We start from the raw sequence: 2138 nt of genomic DNA on the forward strand, positions 1-2138 counted from the left end.
GCAACCCTATCGTGATCGCATTCGTTACATTTATCAAGAAAACCAAGGAGTCTCCCTTGCCCGCAACCATGGCATTAAACTAGCCTTGGGTGAATTTGTCGCATTCCTCGATGCTGATGACTTTTTTCTGCCAGGTAAGTTAGCTGCCCAGTTAGCAGTGTTTGAAGCACAACCCCATCTGGGAATTGTCCATAGTGGTTGGTACCGTGTCGATTCCCAGGGTCAGCGACTGATGACGGTGCGTCCATGGGAGAAAGTACCAGAATTAAACTTAGAAAGTTGGCTATTGTGGAAGCCAGTCCTGCCTAGTGCGATGATGTTCCGTCGCCATTGGCTAGAGTCCGTTGGCGGGTTTGACCCCAGGTTTCCACCCGCTGAAGATACAGAAATCGTGCTACGGTTAGCCCTCAAGGGTTGTCCTGCCGCTTGGTTGCGTCAGGTAACAGTAGGCTATCGGCAACATCACCAAAGTGCCATGCACAAGGGACTGCCTCAAGCTTGCTCCCTGTCAGCAGCCATTGACAACTTCTTTAAACAGGCTGATTTACCACCAGGAATCCGTCTATTAGAAAATCAGGTGCGCTATGGAACCCTAGTCTGGATTGCTTGGTATTTATATAATACAGGACATCCCAGGGAAATGATCAAGTATTTACAACAGGCTTGGGGCTATAGTCCTTATTTACCCATGGAGACAGTGGTAAATTGGGCAGAGAATTTTGCCGAGTTTTCCAAGAATTGGGGCGGGGAGTTTGATGCTGATGGGTTGGGGAAGTCACCAGAGTGGCAGCAGTTGATGCAATGGGTGATGGCTCAGGGGAGAGAGACGATGTTGGTAGGTGGGTCTAGCTTGTACTAACTGAAACTACTGCATCAGTTGGTAATCAAGACCAGTAATAATATTTTCTGCGGGGATACCAGCGGCAATAAGAGCCGAGGCCAACCCTTCCTCAAAGTTATCCTCTTCAATAACAACTTGGCCATTAACCAAGCGAGCGTGAAACAAAATCGAGTTAATCCAGCGTTGCTTATCCCAGCCAGTAGCCAGAACTAGGAAGTGACCGGTCTCGGTATCGCAAACAGGATAAAGCCGAATCGCTTGTATACTCGGTTGGGCGCGAGTTTCCTCTTGCAGGATTTGTTTGAGAATATCTGAATAGTTTAGTGAGTGATCCATTGAACAATAGCCTCTTGCTCGGGTTCATAAACTAATAAGTTAATTTTATTCCTCTCGACGGCTAGCTGAAAAATTGTTGTTTGGAAATGCCGAAGATAACTTGTTTTACTGATAGCTAAAAACAATAGATCCCCCCTAACCCCCCTTAAAAAAGGGGGGAAACTGTCGTTCTGGATCTTGTCCCTCCAAAGCCCATTGGTAAAGCTGAAGCTGTCCCATTGTTTTTTCCAGTTCATTAATAACTGAAAAAGTAAGCATTCAGCCATCAGCAGTCAGCAGTCAGCTAATCAACGGGAGGTAGTAAACAAGCATCGGAGGTGCTGGTAGGGCTGGTTGAAAATCCCTGCTCGTTTTACTGTAAGCATTCAGGCTACCGCTATCAGCCGTCAGCTTATTTTATTCAAAAGCTGTTCCCTTAGTCTGGCCTACGGCCAATGGCACCTCAAGTAGCGCTAATCGCTGACCGCTGATAGCTGATAGCTGATAGCTGAATGCTTACATCTCATCTTCCCATCTCTCCATTTCACAATTATGCCATTTTGCCATCATCTGTAGGTGGAATCACTGAAATGCTTATGGTGATTACTTTCAAGGGTCAACCGTAAACAAAAGTTATACATACACATACAGAAGTTAAACATGAACGCAAACCTGTTGGTAAACAGATAATTGCTACGCTGATTTCAAAGAAAAAAAACCTAAACTATTATTTATGGTTTATAAATCTATTTATCAACTACCAGGTGATCGCATTTTTAAAAATAAAAATAAACCCAAACAACTCTTAGTGATTAACCTTACTTCAAGCTTAGTATTGAGTCTTTCTTTTTTTAGCATTAAATATTCCCTATTTGGATTATTACCATCATCCTTATTTATAAAAGATATAACTCAGACAACAACACCTAATTACAATAATGAATTTATTGTTAAAAATAAAATTTTTGCCGCCCACCCAACC

At 43.4% G+C, this 2138-nt stretch carries 4 protein-coding genes; 2 read left to right on the top strand and 2 right to left on the bottom strand.

Features of this window, described 5'->3' with window-relative positions:
* A partial coding sequence (locus F6K49_RS43155; RefSeq protein ID WP_293107775.1) for a glycosyltransferase occupies positions 1-859 on the top strand: 859 nt, incomplete at its 5' end.
* Between the two features lie 6 nt (positions 860-865).
* On the opposite strand, the gene F6K49_RS43160 is transcribed toward F6K49_RS43155, so the two are convergent.
* Together F6K49_RS43160 and F6K49_RS43165 are read right to left on the bottom strand one after the other, a co-directional pair.
* On the bottom strand, positions 866-1177 hold the full coding sequence (locus tag F6K49_RS43160; protein ID WP_075904884.1) for an element excision factor XisI family protein: 312 nt from the start codon (positions 1175-1177) through the stop codon (positions 866-868).
* The gene (locus F6K49_RS43165; protein ID WP_330359480.1) at positions 1162-1443 is read right to left on the bottom strand and encodes an element excision factor XisH family protein; all 282 of its coding nucleotides are present in this window, start codon (positions 1441-1443) and stop codon (positions 1162-1164) included. The genes F6K49_RS43160 and F6K49_RS43165 overlap by 16 nt, the downstream gene beginning before the upstream one ends.
* Before the next feature lie 446 nt (positions 1444-1889).
* On the opposite strand from F6K49_RS43165, the gene F6K49_RS43170 reads away from it, so the two are divergent.
* Positions 1890-2138, top strand: a 249-nt coding sequence (locus F6K49_RS43170) for a hypothetical protein (protein ID WP_293107778.1), incomplete at its 3' end; no start/stop codon positions are given.

The organism is Moorena sp. SIO3I6 (assembly GCF_010672095.1).

What these genes read in the sequence shown, in the direction of transcription:
- F6K49_RS43160 (WP_075904884.1), bottom strand. Translation starts at nt 1,177, where the DNA reads ATGGATCACTCACTAAACTATTCAGATATTCTCAAACAAATCCTGCAA.
- F6K49_RS43165 (WP_330359480.1), bottom strand. Translation starts at nt 1,443, where the DNA reads ATGGCTGAATGCTTACTTTTTCAGTTATTAATGAACTGGAAAAAACAA.